This window comes from Pedobacter kyungheensis (assembly GCF_000812965.1).
Classification (GTDB): Bacteria; Bacteroidota; Bacteroidia; order Sphingobacteriales; family Sphingobacteriaceae; genus Pedobacter; species Pedobacter kyungheensis.
This window is the reverse complement of sequence record NZ_JSYN01000006.1, coordinates 143086-166075: the sequence shown is the minus strand read 5'-3', so window position 1 is coordinate 166075 and position 22990 is coordinate 143086. Positions and strand designations below refer to the sequence as shown.

At 40.8% G+C, this 22990-nt stretch carries 18 protein-coding genes, 1 tRNA gene and 1 pseudogene; 16 read left to right on the top strand and 4 right to left on the bottom strand.

Annotated features, from left to right (window positions below; genetic code table 11):
- The first annotated feature begins 243 nt into the window (after window positions 1-243).
- From OC25_RS07595 to OC25_RS07520, 16 genes and pseudogenes are all read left to right on the top strand, one after another.
- Complete coding sequence (locus tag OC25_RS07595) at window positions 244-1779, top strand: GAF domain-containing protein (protein WP_039473707.1); 1536 nt, start codon at window positions 244-246, stop codon at window positions 1777-1779.
- A 16-nt stretch (window positions 1780-1795) separates the two neighbouring features.
- Window positions 1796-6604 (top strand): chemotaxis protein CheB, encoded by a 4809-nt coding sequence (locus OC25_RS07590; RefSeq protein WP_039473964.1) that lies wholly within the window; start codon window positions 1796-1798, stop codon window positions 6602-6604.
- A gap of 1130 nt (window positions 6605-7734) precedes the next feature.
- A complete protein-coding gene (locus OC25_RS07580; protein ID WP_039473699.1) occupies window positions 7735-7974 on the top strand; it encodes a hypothetical protein in 240 nt (79 codons plus the stop codon).
- A 967-nt stretch (window positions 7975-8941) separates the two neighbouring features.
- Complete coding sequence (locus OC25_RS07575) at window positions 8942-9655, top strand: COG1470 family protein (RefSeq protein WP_167335375.1); 714 nt, start codon at window positions 8942-8944, stop codon at window positions 9653-9655.
- Window positions 9656-9692: 37 nt separating this feature from the next.
- Window positions 9693-10685 (top strand): ABC transporter ATP-binding protein, encoded by a 993-nt coding sequence (locus OC25_RS07570; protein WP_052266034.1) that lies wholly within the window; start codon window positions 9693-9695, stop codon window positions 10683-10685.
- Entirely contained in the window at window positions 10682-11665 is a 984-nt protein-coding gene (locus OC25_RS07565) for an ABC transporter permease (protein WP_209435578.1), read from the top strand. The genes OC25_RS07570 and OC25_RS07565 overlap by 4 nt, the downstream gene beginning before the upstream one ends.
- Before the next feature lie 89 nt (window positions 11666-11754).
- Window positions 11755-12786 (top strand): HAD-IC family P-type ATPase, encoded by a 1032-nt coding sequence (locus OC25_RS07560; protein ID WP_082018539.1) that lies wholly within the window; start codon window positions 11755-11757, stop codon window positions 12784-12786.
- 104 nt (window positions 12787-12890) lie between these two features.
- On the top strand, window positions 12891-13517 hold the full coding sequence (locus tag OC25_RS28225) for a virulence RhuM family protein (RefSeq protein ID WP_209435577.1): 627 nt from the start codon (window positions 12891-12893) through the stop codon (window positions 13515-13517).
- Between the two features lie 139 nt (window positions 13518-13656).
- Window positions 13657-13755 (top strand): annotated as a pseudogene (locus OC25_RS28535) (hypothetical protein); the annotation flags it as partial.
- Window positions 13756-14837: 1082 nt separating this feature from the next.
- Window positions 14838-15584 carry a hypothetical protein gene (locus OC25_RS07550; protein WP_039473954.1) on the top strand — a complete coding sequence of 249 codons (747 nt, stop codon included), beginning with the start codon at window positions 14838-14840 and terminating at the stop codon, window positions 15582-15584.
- Between the two features lie 112 nt (window positions 15585-15696).
- Entirely contained in the window at window positions 15697-15969 is a 273-nt protein-coding gene (locus OC25_RS07545) for a helix-turn-helix domain-containing protein (protein WP_039473694.1), read from the top strand.
- Between the two features lie 665 nt (window positions 15970-16634).
- Window positions 16635-17216 carry a BfmA/BtgA family mobilization protein gene (locus OC25_RS26810; RefSeq protein WP_052266033.1) on the top strand — a complete coding sequence of 194 codons (582 nt, stop codon included), beginning with the start codon at window positions 16635-16637 and terminating at the stop codon, window positions 17214-17216.
- Window positions 17217-17219: 3 nt separating this feature from the next.
- Window positions 17220-18197, top strand: a complete 978-nt coding sequence (locus tag OC25_RS07535; RefSeq protein ID WP_039473691.1) for a DUF5712 family protein — start codon at window positions 17220-17222, stop codon at window positions 18195-18197.
- 23 nt (window positions 18198-18220) lie between these two features.
- Complete coding sequence (locus tag OC25_RS07530; protein WP_039473688.1) at window positions 18221-18583, top strand: hypothetical protein; 363 nt, start codon at window positions 18221-18223, stop codon at window positions 18581-18583.
- Between the two features lie 25 nt (window positions 18584-18608).
- Window positions 18609-19007 carry a hypothetical protein gene (locus OC25_RS07525; RefSeq protein WP_039473685.1) on the top strand — a complete coding sequence of 133 codons (399 nt, stop codon included), beginning with the start codon at window positions 18609-18611 and terminating at the stop codon, window positions 19005-19007.
- On the top strand, window positions 19008-19721 hold the full coding sequence (locus OC25_RS07520) for an ATPase (RefSeq protein ID WP_039473682.1): 714 nt from the start codon (window positions 19008-19010) through the stop codon (window positions 19719-19721).
- A gap of 470 nt (window positions 19722-20191) precedes the next feature.
- Here the strand turns inward: OC25_RS07520 and OC25_RS07510 are convergent, their stop codons facing one another.
- The 4 genes from OC25_RS07510 to OC25_RS07495 all read right to left on the bottom strand — a co-directional run bounded on the left by OC25_RS07510 (window position 20192) and on the right by OC25_RS07495 (window position 22946).
- On the bottom strand, window positions 20192-20734 hold the full coding sequence (locus OC25_RS07510) for an ORF6N domain-containing protein (protein ID WP_052266032.1): 543 nt from the start codon (window positions 20732-20734) through the stop codon (window positions 20192-20194).
- Window positions 20721-21995: a site-specific integrase gene (locus tag OC25_RS07505; RefSeq protein ID WP_039473678.1), complete on the bottom strand. Its 1275-nt coding sequence runs from the start codon at window positions 21993-21995 to the stop codon at window positions 20721-20723. Before OC25_RS07505 ends, OC25_RS07510 begins: the two co-directional genes overlap by 14 nt.
- A gap of 245 nt (window positions 21996-22240) precedes the next feature.
- Window positions 22241-22328, bottom strand: a tRNA-Ser gene (locus OC25_RS07500).
- Window positions 22329-22481: 153 nt separating this feature from the next.
- Window positions 22482-22946: a DoxX family protein gene (locus tag OC25_RS07495; protein WP_039473673.1), complete on the bottom strand. Its 465-nt coding sequence runs from the start codon at window positions 22944-22946 to the stop codon at window positions 22482-22484.
- Window positions 22947-22990 lie beyond the last annotated feature (44 nt).

The window sequence follows — 22990 nt, the reverse complement described above, 5'->3', positions numbered from 1 at the left end:
CCAATTAGTAATGTCATTATGTTCAAATTTATCCACGCTATTTAGATTATATACATCAACCAGAACATTTTCCAATATATGAAAACTCATACACCTTAAGATGTTACAACCTATGGTAGGATAAGCGCGCTACTTTTCAAAATATTCTCTATTTTTACCAACAGCATAATTTTGTCTGCCTGTGGCGATCGCAAAAATTTGGTTCGCTGCTAATTTAAAGCAATTGTGCGTATCCGTTTATCTATGTCAAACAATAAAAACTACGACGCCGAATTTTGCGGGAGTCTGGCTATTCATCAAACCAATTCTGTACAGGATTATGGTTTTTTGCTCGTAGTCGAAAATGAGAAACTGGAAATTATCCAGGGCAGCGAAAATTTAAGCACATTAACGGGGATTCCCATTCGCGAACTCATCGGAGCTCCCGCTACCTCAATATTTCAACCTGAGGATTTAACACGTTTGAAAGCAGAGATTGCAAAAGGAAACCGGATAAGGATTCCTTTTCCATGCACGATCATGGTCGATCAGCAGCCCAAAGCGCTTTATGTTTTGTTGCATGTAAAAGATGGGCAAACCATTCTCGAAATAGAGCAGGTATACGGCAGGGTAGAGCGAAGCTTTACAGAGGTATTTCAGGAAGTTAGATCCTTTATTTCTTCCATTGATGAAATTAATGACCTGGATGCAATTTGTAAAGCAAGTATCCAGGAGATAAGGCGCCTGGCGGGTTTCGATGGAATCAGGATGTACCGTTTCGACCGCGAATGGAACGGGATGGTAATTGCCGAAGAGGTAAGCAATGGGCTTGAGCATTATCTCGGACAAACCTTTCCGGCATCTGATGTACCAAAACAGGCCCGTGCACTGTATATCCGGAGCCCTTATCGCTTTATTCCAAATCGTGAATATCACACCCACAAACTGTTTCCGGTGATTAATCCCATCAGCAATACCTTTTTAGATCTTTCCGACTGCAACTTGCGAAGTATAGCCGCTGTACATTTGGAATATATGGCCAACATGAACGTTATGGCCTCGATGTCTATCAGGGTAATGGTTAACGGCAAGCTATGGGGGCTCATTTCATGCCACCATATCACAGCTAAATATCTAAATGCGGAGCTACGTTCTATTTTTGAATGGCTTAGTATGGAAATTTCGCACCGGATATCGGCGGTAATTAAGCAGCAGCAACTTAGTCAGCTGGCGGAGTTAGCCCGCGAGCAGGCCATTATCCGTGAGCAGATAATTGGTAAAGGATCTCTCGATGGCGCCATTACAGCAGATGAAAACAAAACGATTCTTTCGCTGTTTAACAGCGCAGGATGTGCCATTAAGCTGGGCGGAAAGATAAGCAGCATTGGCCATGTGCCCGAAATGCATGACCTTGAAAACCTGTTTTTATGGACAAGCGGAAAAACTGTAACGGGTATAATGGCCATAGAAGACCTTGGAAATAGCTATGAAGAGGCTAAAGACTACGCCGGGATAGCCAGCGGACTTTTAATCATACCCATTGATGTAGAAAAAGCAGATTACCTGTTATGCTTTAGGCCGGAACTTATCCGCGATATCAAGTGGGGAGGAGATCCCAATAAGGCCATAAATTTTGAGCCCGATGGCAAGCGTTATCATCCCCGTCATTCTTTCAAGATGTGGCTGGAAACTGTCCGGGGGCAAGCTTTACCCTGGAGTGAGGCAGAAATAGCAATTGCCGGCTCGCTAAAAGACTTTATAACCGACTATCGTTTGGCCAATCCATATCAATTTCAATAATCATCTCAAAATGCCTATGAACAAAAGAGAAAATGGGAATGATAAATACGTAATAGCTATCGGCGCTTCAGCCGGAGGACTGGAAGCTATTCATGAGTTTTTCGACCACATGCCTCTTAATGAGCGCTTCGCATTTATTGTGATACAACACCTTTCATCGGCGCATAAAAGCTTACTGGTAGAACTTGTTTCAAAACATACCCACATGAAGGTGTTTGAAGCGCAGAATAACCTGGCCATACAGCAAAACTGTGTTTACATCATTCCAAACGATAAGCTTATGACCATTAGCGCAGGTAAACTTAAGTTAGCAGAGAAGTCGGTTATTAAAGCACCCAATACCGCCATCGATCATTTCCTTTACACACTGGCCAACGATAAAAAAGAAAAGGCAGTTGCGATAATCCTCTCCGGTACCGGAAGCGATGGCACCAAAGGAATTCAGGCCATTAAGGATTGTGGTGGGCTGGTAATTGTTCAGGATCCACAGACTGCAAAATTTGATGGTATGCCTAACAGTGCTATTTCATCAGGGAATGCCGACTATATTCTTTCGCCTGCTGAAATGAGCAGGGAGCTTTTAAATTACGCTAGCGAGCGCCAGGCAGAGATCCTGGAAAATGGTCATTTTGACGAGCAACAGCTCGAAGAGATCTTCCAAATGGTTCATCAGCATTCGGGCAATAATTTCGATCTGTACAAAACCCCAACCATTGTGCGCAGGATAGGCAGGCGCATGAACGAGAACGGTATAGCTACACTTAAAGATTATATCAGGTTTTTGCGTAAAACACCTGCGGAGGTGAGCACATTAGGACAAGACTTTCTGATTGGCGTTACCAAATTTTTCCGTGATGGCGAAGCCTTTAAGGCGCTTGCTGAGCAGTTAACCAAAATTATTGAAGAAAAAAAGGCCGTAGATTCCCTAAAAATATGGGTTTGCGCTTGCAGTACCGGCCAGGAGGCCTACACGGTGGCCATGATCGCCAATGAATGCGTGGCGCGAGCAAAGAAAACCATCGACATTAAAATATTTGCTACAGACATCGATGAAAAAAGCATTGAAATTGCAGCAAAAAACCAGTACCCGCACACCATAAAAAAAGAAATACCAGAAGAGCTGTTCAACAAATACATGGTTCAGGACGGCCAGTACTACGGTGTTCGATCCAAATTGAGAAAGCAAATTGTGTTTGCCAAACATGATGTTGCCAAATCGCCCCCTTTTATTAAAAATGATTTGGTTACCTGTAGAAATATGCTGATTTATATGAGTAAGGTATTGCAGGAGAAGATTCTTTCTATATTTCATTTTTCGCTGGTTCAGGGCGGAGTACTTTTACTTGGTTCAAGCGAAACAGCCAGTTTGCTGCAGGGTGGCATGACAGAGCTATCCGGTAAATGGAAAATTTACCAGAAAACAGGACCAATCAATTATGCCAACTACAATACCTATAATACAGGGTCCAGAACGGGGGGCAGCATGCAAAAAAAGATTGGCGTTACTGAAAACCCGGCCAGTCAGATTAACACAGCTTTTAATGATTTCCTGACCTCGGCTATGGGCTACATTGGCTTGCATATCGACAAGTCGTTCATTATCCGAGAAGCAATTGGCGATTATCGCAGGTATTTGTCGCTCCCTGAGGGTACAATGGAGCTCAATATCCTGAAAATGGTTTCCAGGTCGGTTTCAATTTCACTCGGAAACGCAGTCAGAAATGCCTGGAAAACAGGGGAGGCAGTTCACCTTAAAAGATTGAAATTTGAGGGGCACACCGGAGAAACCTTTTTAAATATATCCGTTAGGCCGCCACAGCGGGCTGCCAGCGCAGCCAATACCCTTATCGTACTTAGCGAAAATGTCGGCGAGGCAGGCTATGAACGCGACCATTACCTGGGCCATCCACTGGAGGCAAATTACAATGAATATGTGGCCGAGCTGGAAGGCGAACTGACCGAAACCAGAAATAATTTGCAGCAGGTAGTTGAGGAAATGGAAACCACCAATGAAGAACTTCAGTCTACCAACGAAGAGTTACTTTCTGCCAATGAAGAATTGCAGTCATCCAACGAAGAATTACAATCGTTAAATGAAGAACTATATACCTTAAATACCGAACATCAGCTGAAAATCAGAGAGTTATTTGAGCTCAATGATGATTTAAATAACTATTTTCGCAGTACCGATATCGGGCAGGTATTTGTGGATTCGCAAATGCACATCCGCAAATTTAACGCCGCTGCCACCGCTATGGTTAACCTCATCGAAGCTGATATCGGCCGCTCGATTGAGCAAATTACCAATAACATCGAGGCCGATAACCTTAATGCAGATATCAGGCAGGTGATGCAAAATGGAAAGGTGATAGAAAAAGATGTTAGATTGAAAAATGGCCAGCATAGTTTCGTGAAAATTATGCCCTATTTAAGAATGGATAAGAAAACCGATGGTGTAGTAATTACTTTCGTTGATATTTCCAAACTTACCGAGCTGAGTAATATCCTCAATGGTGTATTTAATGCCAGTTTAAACGGCGTGATGGCGTTCAAAGCCGTCCGCAACAAACAAGCGGCCATAACAGATTTTAGCTGCATTGCCATGAACGAGGTTGCATGGAAGTTATTTGCTGAAAGCAAATCTGAATTGCTAAATGCATCTTTAAACACCCAAATTCCAAGCCTTACCGAAGGCGATTTGCTTAAACGGTACATTAATGTTGTAGATACAGGGCAGCCCCTTCAATATGAACTGAAATTAAAAGAAAAAGCCTGGTTTCAGCTGGTGGTGGTAAAAATGGGCGATGGCATCGCGATTACCCTGACCGACATTTCCAGGCAGAAATTATCTGAAGAGAGAATCAGGAAAAATTATAATGAATTACTTCAGGCGCGCGAAAGCCTGAAAGTGCTAAACGCGGAGCTAGAAGACAAAGTAAAAGCGCGCACTAAAAGCCTTTTGGAAAGCGAAACCCGTTTTAACCTTGTTTCACGGGCGACCAACGATACTATATGGGACTGGAACCTGGCAGAAAATACCATGTGGAGGAGTGAGAATTTCAATACCATGTTTGGTTATGAGGATAACCCGGAACATAACAACGTAGCCTTTTATTTTAATTCTATTCATCCAGATGACCGGGAACGGGTTAAAGAAGGGGTTTATGCAGCCATAAATAACAGCCAGAAAACATGGACAGACCAGTACCGGTTGATGAAAAAAGACGGTACATACGCCACAATATTAGACCGTGGAAGCCTACTTTTGGACGAAAACCAAATTCCTTACCGCATGGTAGGATCAATTCTGGATATATCGCTTCTTGTTCATACAGAAAACAGGCTATCATCAACCGAGAAAAAATTCCGCAAAATTTTCGATTCAAATATGATCGGGATGATCTTCTCTAATGTCGAAACCGGACAAATAGAAGATGCCAATCAGGTATTTTTAAATATGCTTGGTTACAGTATGGACGAACTTTTGCGCGGAGAGATTAACTGGGAAGCACTTACGCCGGAGGAATTTTTACCCATCAGCAGAATTTCTGCCCGGCTTACCAGAACCGAAGGTTTTTGCTCTCCCTTTGAAAAACAATATATCAGCAAATCAGGCCAGCCTATTGATGTTTTGATTGGTTCGGCTTTACTCGATGAAGAGGACAGAAGCTCGGCGGTTACTTACGTAATCGACATCACCAGGCAAAAGATTGATGAGAAACGCAGAAACCAGCTTCAGCAGCTGATTAAAAAACAACAGGATGAGTTTTACAGTATTTTTGAAAAGGCTCCTGCACTGATCAGCATCAGAAGAGGTGAAGACCTGCATTACGAATTCGTGAATGAAGCTTACCAAACATTCGAAGGGAAGCACGAACATCTGGGTAAACCCTTACATCCAGACTCCCAATTTGCAGACCCTGGCCTTTTGGAAATTGAAAAGCAGGTATTAAATACCGGAATACCCTATACCGCCAGGGCCTTCCCGTTGGCGCAAAAAACACCAAACGGAGCCATAAAAAAGAGCTGGTTCGATCTGATTATTAACCCAGTATTCTCTGATGAAGGGATCATAGATGGAATTTCTTTTTTTGGCTTTGAGGTGTCAGACCTGATCCAGGCGCAGCAAACCACTAAGGAGCTCATGCAGAAAAAAGACGAATTCATGAGTATCGCCAGCCATGAGCTCAAAACCCCGTTAACAAGTATCAAAGGCTTTTTACAGTTTACCACAAAAATGGCCATGCAACAGAAATTTGATAATATTTTAACTTTTGTTGATAAAGCCAACAAACAAGCTGAAAAACTCGGAAGCCTGGTGGATGATTTATTGGATGTGACCCGCATACAGGCTGGTAAGATGATCTTTACCAGTAGTCGATTTCACATCTTAGAGATCGTAAAAGACGCGATAGACGGTATTCAGGCGAATCTTTCCGGACAGCAGATCATCACGGATATAGCAGATACGGAGCTTTTCGGGGATAAAAACAGGCTCGAGCAGGTTATTACAAATTTTCTTTCAAACGGCATTAAATACGCGCCTGATGGGAAAGAACTTATCATTACCGCGAAAGTAAAAGAAGATACACTCAGGTTATCCGTACGTGACCAGGGTATTGGAATACCTGCCGAGAAGGTGAAACATATTTTCGAGCGTTTTTTCCGGGTAGAAGAATCTAACAATTTTTCAGGTCTGGGCCTCGGTCTTTACATCTCATCAGAAATTATAAAAAGGCATCAGGGCAAAATTGGGGTCGATACCATCGAAGGGAGGGGGGCTGAATTCTGGTTTGAAATTCCTTTGGATTTAGATTCTGCTTAGTTTTGTCAAATTGGGGATTATCCAAAAAGTGGGCCACTGTTTTTCATCAAGTGGCAACTTTTTTCGCGCTGAATTGGTTCTCCGTCACATTTGGTGAAAACAGTATAAAATTCATTACGTGATTGGATCTGTAGCCGCAAAATGGCTTATTGGAAGGTGAAAAACTATTCTTTCATAATCGCATATGAACAGCTTCACCAAATGTGATGGAGAACCACTATTGCCGAAATCTCCACTTTATTAGCCTAAACACTTGGTTTATCAGCTTTTTTTTCGCGTTGGTCGATTTATATTGATAAGAACAGTTAAAAGAAGGAACTTTAGGTATGTCAATGTTTCAATCTGATTTTTTTCTCAACCCAGGCAAAGCCTCGCGCTGGTTGCAGCATAGTTTGTTTTGGAGCCTGCTACTCGGATTGCGCTTTTATATTACAAATATTTCCTTTAACGCCCAAATGAAACACATTGGGGTGATCATAACCAGCGCGTCTTCCCGGCTATTACCTCCCGGCATTGAGTATGATGCTTTTATCGAAAAGCCTTTTGATATAAAATTGCTTGAGGAGAACGTCTTGCGGCTGGCTACTAAAAACTGAGTATTTTTTTATTTTGGTATTGACATATTTTCTGCAATTTGATATTTTAGTGTTAAATCAAATCTTCGGGACGATTTAGATATAAAAATAGCCTTGCAAATGGTTGCAAGGCTTATTTTTGGGCGACTTATGTATTTCCACCATCGGTTCAAAGCAGGACTTTGGGGGAGCTAATATTTGTTATGCCAGTAGACCTATTGATCAGCGTTGGATTCCATTGGCAGCCCATCTAGAATGCAGTATTGCGTTTAAATGTTTGCTCAGACAATCTCTGATTTGCTTGAATTAACTTAATGATTTACCACTAATATAACCATGTTAACAAACTTAACTTTAAGTACAATATTGGATCAGATTTGGACTGAATAAGGATTCTCGGCATTGAAAAATGAACAATAGATGGAGGTCGATGATACCTGCTAAGATTAGTTTATCACTTTATAAAAAGGAAATTGTGATTTTAATCATAACCCTTGATCTTAATGTAAAAAAATATTTATTTGTCTCGATAATACCTGCCAAATACACTATTCAATGAATGATAATGCAATCGATTTTAGCAATGTAAATTTAGATCATCTTCACGTTGGGGTTACATTAATAGCATTGACTGGTGAGAGAGAGGTTATTAGTGAAATTGCATACCTGAGTTCTTCATCTGGCCAGCTCTGGACAGTAACAATGATGAGTGGTAGGATATATCAGCTTTCTAAGGGTGAAAAGCGAGACATAATTCAAAATTTACAAGAAAAATTCACACCTATCGCTTCTTAAAATAACTAGACATATTTACAATCAAATAAGTAATTTTTAGCCTTTTGGGGATGTTTTAATTCCAGTAATAAACACATAAGCATTTAAATTAAATGCTTATGTGTTTATTCTTTCTTGGCATATGAACTTTATGTTCATCCGCCTGTAACACTATGCTTCCGGCCCATTTGCTCTGTACAGTCCTTGCCAGGAAAGCCAATAGGTGAAAATGAGATTAGCGAAGAAGTTGATCTAATCGGTGGCGAAGGAGTTACATGTGGTTCTTTCTTCCGTTGCTACACTGCAGGTTCTTTTAATCTACTGATATGATTATTTTAAGTAATCTATTGTTCTATTAAACTTTATCAATATGGAAATATTTAAAATCAATAAAGATGATGTGAGCTGACGGGCTATCCCCTCATACGCCCTCAGACCTTATTCACTGGCATGTATCCGCTTTTATCCCTGTCGCAAAGTGAAAAAAAGTTGTGACAATGAGTTAGATCGAAAGGGTGTCGAACCTTTGCGTTAATTATTTGTAAATCAGTATTTTGAGTTTTTTTAGTTGGTTAACCAAAAACTCACCTCTATTTTTTTGAATGCAAATTCTTCGTCGTAAAAGTACGGAAATTTCTTATCGTATATATGTTTAAGATCTTAATAATAGAAGTTTTTAACGACAAGTAAATTCAGGACTGCATAGACCTATTCAAAAAAAATAGAATTGTTAAAAAATGTTAAAAGGTTTTGAAAAAAACGTTCACTTTTTTTGTTTTGAATCCTAATCAGATAACAATCCGGAAAACATTTTTTAGAGCAATTATTAAAATTTTTGGTTTAGATCATGTCACAGAAAAATTTACTTAAGACAAACTTTAGACAAGTATTCAGCACAATTTCATTAGCAGCGGCTTTACTAACCGGAGCGAAAGCTAATGGTCAGAAACAACAACCTTCAACAGCGAGTTCAGCACTCAACGCGAAGTTGATTAACATCGAATCCGCTACCAATGAGCCCTTCCGCTTTTCTCTCACCCTGCACAACACAACCTTCTCCCGGCAGCTATACGAGCTAAAGGCAGAACTGCCTGTAGGATGGCAAATGAGTTCCCGGGTAGATGGAAGTACGGTTACTTCCCTGAACCTGGAGGTGGGGCAAAGCAGGGAGATAGCCTTGGAAATTACAGCAACCAGTAATGCCAAAGTGGGCAAATATATCATCCCTTTCAAAGCCGTGTCCCCGGCGCAAACCCTTTCAGTTGCGCTTGAAGCGGTAGTGAAAGGAAATTACGCAGCAATAATCGCTACCCCCAGCGGGAGACTTAGCGAGGAATTGACCTCAGGAAGCCATAAAGACATCGAACTTGAAGTCCGAAATAGCGGAACGCTTCCTTTGCAAAACCTGGAAGTCACCTCGCAGCTACCCAGCGGATGGGAAACGAGTTTTGAACCTGCGAAAATCGAAAAACTCGAAGCCGGTAAAACTAGGAGGGTGAAAGTACTGCTAAAAGTACCTGATAAAACCATTGCCGGAGATTATGCGGCTACTTTTAACCTTGCTAGTAACAACGTCTCCAGCCAGGCTGCATTCCGTATTTTCATCAAGACCTCCCTGCTATCAGGCTGGATAGGGGTGCTGGTTATACTGGTTGCCCTGGGATGTGTATATGCACTCATCCGTAAATACGGCAGAAGATAAATTCATCTTTTATTACCATTAATTTGACTTATAAAAGATGGATCCGATAATAAAACTGCAGGAGCTAAGTAAGCGTTATGGTTCCCAGAAAGCAGTAAACAAGCTTAGCCTTGAAATCAACCGCGGCGAAATATTTGGTCTGCTTGGTCCCAATGGCGCTGGAAAGACCACCAGCATTTTGATGATGCTCGGACTTACCGAGCCTGATAGTGGTAGTGCAACTGTGTGCGGATATGATGCAACACGCAATCCCATACTCATCAAGCGAAAAGTAGGATATATGCCAGATCACCTGGGTTTTTATCCCCAGATGACCGGATTGGAAAACCTGCGTTATATCGCAAGACTAAACGGCCTCGATGAGGCCATTATCAATCAGCGGACCAGCACAGTTTTAGAAATTGTTGGGCTCAAAGATGCAGCGAACAAAAAAACTTCCGCTTATTCACGCGGCATGAAACAGCGCCTGGGCCTTGCAGATGTATTAATTAAATCGCCCGAAGTGATCATTCTTGATGAACCAACCCTCGGTATCGACCCAGCCGGTGTAAAGGAATTCCTGGAACTCATTAAGCGCCTGAGCTCCCAGCATGGGCTCACCGTATTACTCTCCTCACACCATCTTCACCACGTCCAACAGGTATGCGACCGGGTTGGGATATTCGTCGAGGGTGAGCTTCTGGCTCAAGGAACCCTAACCGATTTATCCCGCGAACTTTTTGGAAACACAGGCCTGGAAACCTTAATCAAGCTTGCAAGTATCCCAAAATCCATTGATCACTTGAAGAGCACCTTTGCAAGTTACTCAGCCATTAACGCGCTTGATATATCAGGCGAAGTTTTAAGGTTCCACACCACCGAAGATATTACACCAAAAATTATTCGCACCATTATTGAATCAGGAGAAGACATCCTCAGCGTGAGCAAAAAGGAGTACGGCCTGGACGAAATCTACCAGCGATATTTCGAATACAGCAACTCGAAAACATCAAAAGGTGAATCAAGACACTTTAAAAATATTCAACCATGACAGACTCCAATAAGCTCATAATACCAAGAATCCCAAGTCCTTTCAAGGTAATGGCAAGCAAAGAAATCACAGACCTGATCAGAAGTTGGCGCTTCATGCTACTACTGCTACTTGTTTTTTTTACATTCGCAGCATCCATGTATATCGGAGTATCGAATATCAGAACCGTATTCAACAATACCCAGGATCCTGACCACGCATTCTTATACCTCAAGCTGCTGACGGGTGGAGATGGATCGATGCCTCCATTCCACATCCTACTCAGCTTTCTAGCACCACTGCTTGGCATCAGCATGGGCTTTGATGCGATAAATACAGAAATGAATGCAGGCACGCTCACCAGGCTCATCGCCCAGCCCATTTACCGGGACAATATCTTACTCGCTAAAATCTACAGCCCCATAGTAATCACCGTCACGCTGTTTTTCTCATTAAGCCTACTCATGATTGGCAGTGGACTGCTCATCACCGGCGTTAGGATAGAGCCCCAGGAGGTCATACGGATCATGGGATTTACGCTCACGACAGTTGTTTACATCAGCTTTTATCTAAGCCTTGCTATCCTTTTTTCCATTATTTTTCGACAGCCGGCAACCTCGGCACTGAGCGTTCTAGGGATATGGCTTTTCTTCACCGTGTTCTATCCCATGCTCATTAATTTAGCCGTTAAAGCATTTATGCCCGATCCAGCCTATCTTACCCAGAGCCAGTTGATGGGCTATAATGAGCTAATCCTAAACATACTCAGAATAGCCCCCAACCAGCTTTACAGTGATGCTGCTACAACGCTGCTAATGCCATCTGTGAGAAGTCTGGGGCCAATGAGCATGGAACAACTCTCAGGCGCCATCCCGGCACCACTTCCGGTAAAGGAAAGCCTGATGATCGTGTGGCCTCAAATCAGTGGCATGATTGCCTTTAGCGTAGCTTGTTTCGCACTGGCCTACTATTTATTCATGAGACGTGAAATCAGAAGTTAAAATTTTCCAGAGCATCAAATAGTAACCCTTCCTTCATAGTGCCATTTGGATGATGTTAATTCCTTACGGATAACCCAGCGTTTCCACCCCTGACAAATAAATCCAGGACGGCACAAACACGTGCCATCGCTAACCAGATCGGTTTTAGGGGGGCAGACGAAGTTATCAGCGGCGATGCGCTCATGATGCTCTCTGAGAAGGAACTCCTTGAAAAGGTCAACTGCTCGAATATTTTCACCCGCATGTTTCCTGAGGCAAAGCTGAGGATAATAAATGCGCTGAAAGCTGGCAGACAGGTCGTGGCAATGATTGGGGATGGGGCCAATGACGGTCCTGCTTTAAAAGCCGCCCACATTGGTATTGCAATGGGGAAAAAGGGAACTGAGATTGCCAAACAGGGCGCCTCGCTGATACTCCTGGAGGACGATCTGTCAAAGATGATCAAAGCGGTGGCCATGGGTAGACGTATCTATGCCAATCTGAAAAAAGCCATTCAATACATTATTTCCATTCATATCCCAATTATATTAACCGTATTCATTCCACTCGCGCTCGACTGGGTTTATCCCACTATTTTCTCACCTGTCCATATCATCGTTCTCGAGCTCATCATGGGGCCGACCTGTTCAATGATTTATGAAAACGAACCAATGGAAAAAAATGCCATGTCGCAAAAGCCAAGGCCATTCACTACCACATTCTTCAACTGGAAGGAATTGTCTACAAGCATCCTACAGGGATTGATAATCAGCATGGCAACCCTTTCAACCTACCAGTACGCTATAGGTGTTGGGACTAGTGAAGCGCTGACCCGCACTATGGTGTTTAGTTGCCTTATTAGCGCAAATATTTGGCTAACCCTGGTTAACCGTTCTTTTTTTTACTCTCTGTTTACGGTGATCGCTTACAAAAATAATTTGGTACCCCTTATAATCATGATAACCCTGATATTTTCATTTACATTGATTTATTGGAAACCGCTGGCTTTTTTCTTTGGGTTTGAGCCGCTTAGCCTCGGCGCACTTTTGATAAGCATTAGCCTGGGATTTGTTTCGGTAGCTTGGTATGAAATCGTTAAAATAAAAACACGTTTGGACTATACTAAAATGCAAAGCGGTTAGAAACGTTTTCTTTTGCCATCCTTTTTTACTCCAACGTTTTACGGGGTTCCTTCTTGGGCTTCAATAGGGGGGTTAAATATTTATAGTAAATGTCTAAACTTATTATGAACACAATCGATCAAATTATTATTTATCAAACAGATAAAGGTGATGCTGTTATTGATGTTAAAGTAGCAGATGAAAGTACTTGGCTAGCATTAAATCAAATACCTGAACTTTTTGGCAAGAATAAATCAACTATTTCAAGGCATATCAATAGCATTTTTAATCAGGGTGAATTGCTAGAAGAAGCAACTGTTGCAAAAAATGCAACAGTTCAATTTGAAGGTGGTACAGAAGTAGAAAGAACTATACAATATTATAACCTGGATGCAATTATATCTGTAGTATATTGGGTTAAATCAAAACGAGGTACTCAATTCAGCATATGGGCGAATAAGGTGCTAAAGGAATATCTGGTCAAAGGTTACGCGCTTAATGAGAAAAGGTTGAAGGACCAGGAGCTGCAACTCATTTATTTAAAGAATACGTTTAGTTTGCTTAAGAATGTGGTGAATACCAATGAACTGAGTTCTGAAGAAGCGGTGGGTTTGTTAAGAGTGGTTACTGATTACGCCTATGCACTTGATGTTCTAGATAAGTATGATCACCAGCAACTTGCGATTGAGAACACAACCAGAGACGGAAAGACTTTTATTGCGACTTATGAGCAGGCAATGGAAGCGATTTGAGATTTGAAAGAGAAATTTGGCGGAAGTTGGTTGTTTGGTAACCAGAAGGATGAATCATTTAAAAGCTCTATAGCAACAAATTTATCAGTCATTTGGTGAGGTAGATTTTTATCCGAGCATAGAATAAAAAGCTGCCAACCTACTGTATTTTGTTGTGAAAAACCATTCTTGTTCTGATGGGAACAAACGCATTACCGCCTATCTGTTTGTGTGGTTTTTAGATAAAAATGGGGTTTAATACAAAAATGATGGGTCAAAACGTATAGCAGATAATGCACTGGTGGCACTTACTCTGATGATTGCAGAAAGCAAATCTGAAGAAAAAGATATGATGGCTAAGGCGATTGTAAACCTGATCAATTCCAGGAATAGCTAACGCGCCAGTTTTGTCGTCAGGTGTTTTGTGATAATTCAGGCAGAGTAGTGTGGCTGGTTATGCCGCCATTTTCTCTCATGCGTTGAAATCACGGATCATTCGCGGTGCGGAGCTGTGCTTTTACTCACCGATTTCCAGATATTTGATATAGATTTTTTTGGCGTGTCCCTGAAGGGCCGCGTCTTCCACTGTATCTCCCTGCCGGAGGATGCCGCTGCAGCCACTCACGCTGACTGTGATAAAGAAAAGATTAATTTTCAACAGACTTTTCCAACAAAAACTGGAATTAGCCATTTCGGCTGAAATATTCAATTGCGATAAAAGAATATTCAATAAAGATACAATATATCACTAAGGTCAGTTTAAAGATTTACGGAGCGAAAGGGTGTCGAATCTAGCGGAGTAATTACTTAGAAATCAGCTTTTTTGAATATTTCTCTATGGTTTTAGTGCCGAAAACCCACCTCTTTTTTAATACTATCATTTAACGGTGTAGATAGGGCTGCTGAAAAATTCAAGGTTTTCAAATTTTTATTTAAAGTAGCATCTTTTAAAACAAAAATAAGCCATATATACCAAAAAATTAATAGTAATCAGTTGTGCTTATTGGTCAAAAATTTGTAGCAGAAAATCTAATGCATGCTTTTTAAGCAAACCCTATGAAAAATCTTGAGCTAATGTTAGCGAAAACCAACATAGACAAATGAAAAACAATGCGTTATGCTTTTTCAGCAGACCCGGGATAACATCCATTTTTAATAAGAGATTACGCATTTTGCAGGATTGATAAATTTAGTGATTGAGAATTTATCATTTAATACTAGTGATTATTAACGCTGAATGCGAAGCAAACAAAAAGCCTTTATCATTAGCAAAACTCGTATATGCGATTTTTTTAATTTAAATTTATCTAAAGTCCTGAAGATTCATTTAATAATATGCTGATGATAGTAGATTTTTTTAAAACACGTGAACGCTTTGATTTTTTTCCTCACCCCTATGATATTGGCAATCTGTTCGGTCCCTGGAAGCGAAATGCTGATAGTCATTTTCTGTTAAAGCTTTATAAGTTAGACGCGGGCAAGTATGCCGAATATTATGCATATCACCTTAATCATACCATAAAAAACCGCGTTGCCGGGGAGGAAGAGTTTTTCAGGCAGTTATGGCACCTAACAGAAACCAGAATCAGCTATTTGCAGAGTAAGAATCCTCATGGCAGTGACCACGAGCAAAATTTGATTAGAATAGAGAAATTAAAACAATTTCAAGGATTTCTAAATGGAATTGATAAATGGAACGCCAGACCGGCGGCGCTTGTGATTGAAGAGAAAGACCTGATTATCCAAAAACATCTTAATGAGATAGGTAAATTAAAGCAACAGGTCGCCGAGTTGACCCAATACGAAGTAAAACAAAAAATCAGTATTGAAGATGAACATCTGCCAACTTTGGTCGATCTCCTGCAACAGATGCGTAATCTAAAGTTGCCGTCGGGTAGACTACTGCTTAGATGCGATCACAAGATAACTTACGCCAAAATCATTGCCAAATTCTTCAGCCATGGCGAAAAAGACATTCCGGTAGAAACCGCGAGGAATTACTTTGTCGAAAAGGAGGGAGATATTCCAACTAAAGGAACTTTCATTTATCCGGCCCAGCAATTATTTAAAATTGTAAGCATCAAATAAAAAACTCTATCCAGTACACATTTTAGACATGACCAGCACAATGCACTGGTCATTGTATCTGCCTATTACCATCACATCTTTGCTAAAGAATTAATTAGTAAGGAGGTAATTTATGCAATTAGAAATCTTAACAGAAGCTGATCTCCAAAAGTTTAAAATTGAACTTTTTGATGAGCTGAAAAAAATGAATACTGGTATTTACGTAGCATCTGATCATAGGAAATGGCTACGGAGTGCAGAGGTTCGGCAATTATTAAAAATCTCTGCAGGTACGCTACAAAACCTGCGTATCAACCGTACACTGCCATTTAAAAAAGTTGGCAGTATCTGTTATTATGCTTACGCAGATATCGAAAAACTTATGGGGGAGGGAGGGGAACTATGATTAATACCTCAAAAATTCATCTTGACTTTCTAAAACAGTCGGAAGCTAAGAGAAGTATCCTGCCGAGCCATATCAGTCTCTTCACTGCAATGGTGATTTGCTGCCAAAAACAGGGGCAGAAGAGTCCATTTAGAATTACGCGTAGAGAGTTGATGTCACTTTCTGCTATCCGCTCATTTAGTACCTATCATAAATGTCTCAGGGAACTGGTCAACCAGGGATTGATAGACTATAATCCAAGCTACAACACGATTACAGCCAGCCAAATCAGCTTTAACAGTGTTGCGCCCAAATAGGTATTAGGTGCATAGCCTTTCATGTGAATATGAAATACTGGGATTCGGAGAATCATTTCTCTCGCGTACCTATAGTTTTGTTTTCTATGTAGCTATAGAAAGGTTATACATTATGCTGAAAGGTCCTTTTTCATTTTCAGAAAAAGGAGCAAGCCGAAGTGGGGCAAAGCCCTACTTTTCTTGCCTATTTGCGCTGCAAATAGGGTTTTGGTTCTCCTCCGGGGAGAACCTGCCCTGTTATGGGCTATTTAAGACAATGTTATGGGAGAATAGCGTGTCTCCTGTAAGGATAAGACTAAGTAGTCTATGGGTAAGCAGATAGGTTACACAGATAACAGGCAATATTTTAGGATATAAAGAATAATAACGATGACAGCGCAGACCAAAACCTTTACCAAAACGGTCAGGTTCACCGAAACTACAAATACCAAATTCAATACGCTTGCTTTAAAATTAGGCCGGGATAAGCGAATTGTGTTTGAACAGATGGTAGATTATTTCTACAAGAGTAAGAAAGACCCTTTAGACCTGAATGATGATCTTTTAAAAAATACGCTCTTGAAAAATCACAATAGTTATATCAGTTTTATCAAGAGCCAGGAAGCTGACCTTTTAATCCCCACCAAAAGAGAAATTGGACGCGTGGTCACTGCTTTAGGTAAAGTGCTTGACGCATTCAATACGGAAGTGCTCAGGCATAATGAGTTGCAGATCCAGGGCCTAAAGGTTCTTGAAAAACAACAGGACTTACAGGTGCAGAAGTTTGTAAAGCTTGATTCTCTGATGAAGACGGTTGAGCTCAAACTGGACACCAAAGAGGAACTGAAAGCCAAATTCATGTATATACTGGATAACTATATCCAGATCAGGGATACCTTCGGAATCACCACCTCAGGAATCAGGAGACAGGAGCTTGTGGACAACTGTAAAGCACAGATTAAAAAGCTGTAGAATATGTTTATTAATATTACAGATACTATAACAGCCGACAACAAGGGGAGTAGCGGAGCCTTGATCAATTATCTGGAAAAGGAAAACAGGATATATAATAAACTGGAAGAACGCTGGTTTAACCACCTTGGAAAAGATTTTGAGCCTTTCGAAGTCAGGAGAACCATTGACGGTAATGTTGCCAAACTTAGTAAAAAAGACCCTAAGTTTTTCCTGATCAACATCAGCCCAAGCCAAAAGGAAATCAAACACCTGATAGACAGACATGGGGAAAATAATTTCAGGAACAAGTTAAAAGACTATGCAGTTAAGGTGATGGATGAATATGCCCGTAACTTTAAACGTCATGGGATTGATAGTAGCAAAGACCTGGTATGGTTTGCTAAACTGGAAAACCATAGATATTATGGACATAAGGATAAAGAGGTCAAAGACGGAACCAAACGTCGGGGTGAACTCAAAACGGGCAATCAGGTGCATGTGCAGGTGATTGTGAGCCGAAAAGACCTGACCAATAAGATTAAACTCAGCCCGATGAACAACTCCCAGGGCAAGAATGAGCAGCATTCTAAAAAAGTAGGACAATTTAAACGTACTGCATTTATCCAATCCGGTGAGGGCCTGTTTGATCAGTTTTTTAAATTTGAACGGAACCTGAATGAAACAATGGCCTACGCAGTGGCCGAAAAGAACGGGAACCTGAACCAGCGCGAACAACTGGATATGCTCAGGCAAGGATCAGCCACAAATTACCAGTCCCGGTCCATTGCCAGGGAACTGATCAGAGATGTGGCTGAAGGTATGTTTCAAACCTCCACCGATATGCTAGGCACTGTTGGCAAAACCGCAGGCAATTTTCTTGAAATATTGCTTGAGCCCACATTTGTGCCTGCCCAATCTAATACCGTTGGGAGTATGCGTAAAAAAAGGAAGAAAAAGAAAGGCCGGTCGAAGGATCAATCCCATGGCCAAAGCATGTAAATATTAACCTTTAATCAAACAATATGAGCGAAGAACAGCAGCAGATCGAAACGATTCTTAAAACACAAAAAATACATGCGGAAAGGATAAAACTTCTGGAAGCCCGTGTACCTGAGTATCCCAAATTAAGGGTGCCTGATTATACCAGTGACCTGCAAATGCTCAGGCAGAGTATTGAGCGCTTTCTGGCAAGTAACCATCAGAAAAATATGGATGACACCATGTTGCAGATCAGAGAGATAGTATCACACATTCCAAATACGATAAACGTAAAGAACCACCATCATTTCGCTAAAGCGACTAAACGGGTTGTAATAGCTTTTCTGGTTCTCATCACCTGCCTTGCATTTACAATTTGGTTGGCTTATTATTTTTATAAACACTGACGCATTATTCTAAACTTGATAAAACATGAGAAATTCCGTAAATTTGAATGTCCCAGATTTTCAGCCGTTAGCGTTAAGCATCTATGTTGATGCAATGGAAACCCCACAGGGTGTACTTGTATTACTCAGTGACTGGCCAAAGCTCAAATCTGCAATAGACCCCAACAGTCCTTTTTATAAACTAATGGCCAAATTAACATTTATTCCCTTTCACGAGCGCACATTGCAGGAAAAATCAGAACTCCTCGATGCCCGTATACGTGAAGTGGAGAAGGCCAATCTGGAAAAGGGTTCTTTCATCACCTATCAAAACGATTTGTGTACAAGTCCTGATTTGTTCGTTAATGAATATGCAGATCATAAGGAACTTGTTAGTGTAGATGCTATGACAGGCATTATTAAGGTGATTGCTAAACTGGACTAAATGAAGCCTTTACAGTTGTATGTTTTGAGCGGCCCCAATGGAGCCGGCAAATCAACCCTGTCTGAAACTTTTGTGCCACCGGGTACAGATATATTTAATGGGGATAAGGAACTTGCTATTTTGAAACACAAATATCCAATGACAGATAGCGGAACATTGTATGAGTCGGCAAATGAATATGTGTTTCAGGCAAGAAAAAACAGGGCGATCACTGCCGGAACGGATTTTGCATTTGAAACCAATTTCAGAACCAATGAAGTAATGAAAACTGTTGCCCAGTTTAAAGAGAAGGGATATCAGACCAACTTAATTTTTATTGGGTTGCCATCGGTACAGGCATCAATAAACAGGGTTGATATGAGGGTTAAGGCTGGTGGACACTTTGTTGATGCAGAAAACGTGAATAAAAATTATGCCGGGGGACTGGAAAACCTCATCAAATTCTACGACAGGTTTGATACCGTGGATATCATGCAAAGTAATGTTGGTGAAAATGAATCCTTTAAAATATCTTCTTTAATGACGATAAAACAGGGTATTATTACCGCAAGGACTCGGGATTTACCCGACTGGGTGAATAGGATCCCGGAAGCAATAGAGTTAAAACACCAGCAAAAGATACAGGCGGAGCTGAATTTACAACGGGAAAAACAGGAAGAATTATGGAAAGCTCAGGAACGAGGGAATAATTTGGGGCCTGGCAGGGGCACTTAGTTATGCACCAGGTAATCTGTTGTAACGCTGTTTAAATAACGATTCGAAAGGCATCAAAAGTGATAATTTGTAATAACCACTACTTAATCCGACAGTTGGTCAATTCTTACTAATTGTCAGATTGAATTTCTAATTCTGTTTTTTTCTTTTGAGATCGTTAATTTATGCTTTGCTCTCCCCAGAGAGTCTTTGTTGTATTTCCGGCGCTTGCAAAGGAAGGTATATTTGAAACAGAATTTTCTTTTGAGTATGAGCCCACCGCACATTGCGGCCTGCGGAACCCTTATGCTCAATCCCCCGCTGTTCCCGCTTTTTTGCATATACGCAAAAATTTCCCTGATACCACATATTGTCAATTCACTGTAACTATGCAGGGATCATAACTTTAAGTTTGTTGCAGAAATTGAACTTCTTGTTTACTTAAGAATTCAAGGTGCCATAACGGCTCCTTGAATTCTTCAAAGAACATCTTAAAGATCGTCCGGTTTAAATCCAATACGCTTCCTCGGAGGATTGGGTTTTTCTTTGCTCTCCAACAATTCGTCGAGGTAATGAAATACTATTTCCATGTTTTTATCTTGATTGGTCAACTTTTTCTTGATTTTTTCGAGCTCTATGCGGAACTCCATGTTGTCAGATAGCAAAAGTCGCATCTTGGTAAAAATTCGCATGATCTGAATGTTAACATTAATTGCCCGATCACTGGAAAGGATACCCGAAAGCATCGCTACGCCTGCTTCCGTGAAGACATTTGGTGCTTGGCGCCTTCCTCCCCAGCTTGCTGTTCCATTTTGGAAGAGCAAGTTCTTGAATTCATCATCATTCAGCTTGAACATAAAATCCTCCGGGAACCTTTTTATGTTCCGGACTACTGCTTTATTTAAGTTTCCAGTCGTTACCATATAGAGTTCTGCGAGGTCTTCGTCTAGCATCACTTTTTGTCCCCTGATAATATAGATCCGGTTGATGATTAGTTCATCAGTTATACTGATCACATGATTACTGTCTTCCATGGTCAGCTGATTTGGGACGTACAATCTTTGGGTTGAAGTTGATAGGCTGATAGTTTACCTCTGCTTTCAATTTGGCCATATCTGTGCTTACCCTAATATCCAGCATTTTGGCATAGTGCTGTGTGGTTTTGATATTGGTATGTCCCAGCATTTTCGATATGCTTTCTATGGGTACTCCATTCAGCATAGTAACCGTTGTTGCAAAGGTATGCCGGGCTATGTGGAAGGTGATTTGCTTTTTGATGCCACAGATATCGGCAATCTCTTTAAGGTAGCTGTTCATCTTCTGATTGCTGCAAACTGGAAAAATTGTACCGGTAATTTCACAAACTTGGTTGTCCCCGTAACGGTCAATCAGTGTCATCGCTGTGGGAAGCAGAGGAATGCGTGAAGGGATATTGGTCTTTTGTCTTTTGATCGATATCCACTTTTCGCCATCAATTCCTTGGATAATATCATCACGCTTGAGCTGCTTTACGTCAATGTAAGCAAGTCCGGTAAAACAGGAGAATAAAAAGATATCCCTTATTTGTTGTAGCCGCTCACTCACCATTGCTTTACTGGCTATAGTGCTAATCTCTTTTTCAGTAAGATATTCTCTTTCTACGGGCTTAACTTTATGTTTGTAATTTAAAAATGGGTTAATAGACATCCATTCGTTGGCAAGGCAAATCCTAATAATTTTTCCAAAGTTTTTCAAATATTTTACCGCTGAGTTATTGTTGCATTTGCGAACAGATCTCAGATAAAAATCATATTCGCTTATGAATTGGTGGTTGATCTTCTTTAAAGAGATATCGCTAACCTTATATTTCCATTCAAGAAAATTAATCGTGTGCTTGAGGGATGTGCGATATCTTTCAGCTGTTCCGCTGGTGTATTCACTACCTACCAGAATCTCAACTTTTCGGTTGTGCTCCTGAAAAACACTAACCAATGTAATTGGTGTTTCCTCCTTTCCCAAAAATCTGTCGCGGATGATATCCGCTGTGATCTCTTCATCTTTCTGGATAAGCTGGCGATGGATCTCATAAATCTTTGTTTTTAGATCGTTCAGGTAAGCGTTTAAGGTTCGGGAGTCCTCGGTTTTTCCAGAGGATCTGCCTGCAGAAATACTCCATTTCTCCGGTTCGCAAGACCGGCCAGTGGTAATTTCCGAACGTTTTCCATTCACTGTAACCCGCATGTAGATATCTACAGGGCCGTTTTTGTAACTTTTTCTCTTCTTTAGGTAAAAGAGTAAACTCAAATTAATCTTCATAATGACTCACCTTAAAGTGTAACAAAATTAGCTTTGCAGTCATTAAAAATCAAGATGTATATCTTCGGAACACGTTGTTTGTTAGTGTGTTACGGTCTTTCGAGTGCGCACTTTTCAATTTTGAATTTACTCACCGAATTGCTCACCTCAAGTATGCTATTTTATGCACATTTTGGCGTTTCCAAAAATCAAAAAAGCCCGCTATCATACGATTTGCGGGCTTTTGTAAGGTTTTAAACCATTTTTGGCGGAGAGCGAGGGATTCGAACCCCCGGACCTGTTACAGTCAACAGTTTTCAAGACTGCCGCATTCGACCACTCTGCCAGCTCTCCGCTGCAAAAGTACGAAGTTGAAGCTAATCTGCAAACCTTTTATAACTTATTATTGATATTAATTTTTTAAGTTCTGCTAATCATTTAGTTAGCTTGAATATTTTTTTTGAAAAAATGATTTAGCAGGCTGAAATAAGCGATTTTGGGTCAATTTTAGTTGTGATTTTTGCCTAAAGCTGCCTTACCGGGGTAAGGTTTCTGCCTGTCGACCGATAAAATTCCATTCCCTTCAATTAAAAAACAGACTAATCCGAAGAGTACGGCGCAAGAAAACCAAAATTCAGAGTAAGGTTTAAATATGCCTGCCGAAATATTGATGAAAAATACCGCACCAATCAAAATGGGTAAATTTAAGAGACAAAATAATCGTGTATAGGTACCTAAAGCAATGGCCATACCGCCAATAATGTGCATCAGAATAATTAAATGTGCCAGTAAACTGATACTAATGGCCGTACCCAGAAAAGCGCCACGCATCAGGATGTTAAAGGCCTGCATGTTGATGTAAAAATCTACACCTTTCCAAATTAAAACCAGTCCGAGTAAAATTCTGAAGTAGTCTAACCATTTTGGGTGGTGGTGGTCACCCCAGTTTTGGATTTTCTTAAGCATATTCATAATTTCTATATTTTGGTTAGAACAATTTACGCAAAAAGAAGCAC